At 33.0% G+C, this 1,588-nt stretch carries 1 protein-coding gene; it reads left to right on the top strand.

Annotated elements, in window-relative coordinates; translation table 11 throughout:
* Window positions 1-361 precede the first annotated feature (361 nt).
* Entirely contained in the window at window positions 362-1,054 is a 693-nt protein-coding gene (locus JIG41_RS06665) for a 2OG-Fe(II) oxygenase family protein (RefSeq protein ID WP_206770720.1), read from the top strand.
* Window positions 1,055-1,588 lie beyond the last annotated feature (534 nt).

Raw genomic sequence — 1,588 nt, 5'->3', positions numbered from 1 at the left:
GCAATCTCTACTAACAACTTCTCTGTAACAGAGTATGACGTTAACATGGATCGCTTTGTTTATGTACGTGCTACAATTAAGTTCTAATCTGCTTAATTAACGAATTTAAAAGCCACTCAATGAGTGGCTTTTTTCGTTATTGGATTCTATGGGGGATTAAACTATTAATGGCTATTGCCGTAATGTATCTCTGTCAGAAAAGGTGGTATATCATTGAGGGCCACTTTTACACGGACTAGCCTTTTTAATTAGGCAAATTGTATTGTTATGAAAAATGACCCTACTACACTAAAAGAATTTATAGTTATGAATTAGCTGAGTAAGTAGGAGGGGAAGTTAGAAACGATTGTTTAGGATAATTATGAAGTTAACTCAATTGCTATCTGATTTAGAAAAAAAGCAGCGTACTTTTAAAGAAAAGCGATTTTTGGTGCTAAAGGATGTATGGGATAGAGACAATTTACAGCGAATTACTCTCGCTTTAAATAATGAAATAACTTACTTAAATGCTTTCGCGTTAAATGGAAAATATATTCAAGCTTCGGATTCAGAGCTTAAATCAATGGATAATTTAACACTTAATAAGTTACAACGTGATATCTACAAAGATGCACAGAACGGAATAGGCTTTTTTTATGGGCGTCACAAGGTAGAACCGAATACAAGTCCTCCTATTTTGTTAGCAGTTCACAGATTACTTAATGCACCCGAAACATTAAGAGCGATCAGTGAATTAACAGGAATAGATAATTTAACAAGTGCGTCAATTCAAGCAACTCGATATATCCAAGGTAACTTTTTAACGAGACATAATGATGTAGTAGAGTCTGAAGGCCGAAGGGTTGCTTATGTGTTTAGCTTTAATGAAAATTGGCACCCAGATTGGGGTGGGTTGTTACATTTTTATGACTATCAAGGCACTCTAACGAATACTGTCATGCCACAAAACAATGTGCTCACATTATTCGATGTCCATAATCCACATTCAGTTTCTTATGTAAGCCCATTTTCTGGTAAAGCACGCTACTCAATAACAGGATGGTTTAATCAGTAGCCACTCTTTCTGCAACTTATCTAACTCTAAATACAATAAATTTATCTAAAAAATTTTATGTGGATTTGTGCAAAAAAAGAGTTTTGTTAAAAAAGTGTATCGGGAAATTAATTTTGTTTTTTATTGAAATGAAGATTAAATAGTCGATATTACTGGTTTTTTAATCTTTATTTTTTACTTTGGATATTGCAGTTTAATTAAATGTAAATTTATTTGATTTGTTTTATGAAATAATTTACAACCATAAAATTTACATTGAAAAGAATAGGTTAAAAACATATTGACCAAAAGTTACCTAGGATATTAGTATTTAATCTCCCTATAAGGTACTAGTTCCTTATTTAGGGTTAAAATAAATTAATAAAGTCATAGCATGGATATGACCAGGGAGATTCAAATGTTAAATAATCAAGTTTCAAAAGCTGTTCGCTTAGCGATCGCTTTTGGTGCGGCATCAACGGCTGCATTTTCTGCGAGTACTATCGCAGCAGAAGACGAAAGTGCTGAAAAAGTTGAACGTATCCAAGTTACCGG

This window comes from Pseudoalteromonas sp. bablab_jr011, assembly GCF_016464045.1.
Taxonomy (GTDB): domain Bacteria; phylum Pseudomonadota; class Gammaproteobacteria; order Enterobacterales; family Alteromonadaceae; genus Pseudoalteromonas; species Pseudoalteromonas lipolytica.
The sequence above is the reverse complement of the archived record's forward strand: the minus strand, read 5'-3'. Positions and strand labels throughout refer to the sequence as shown.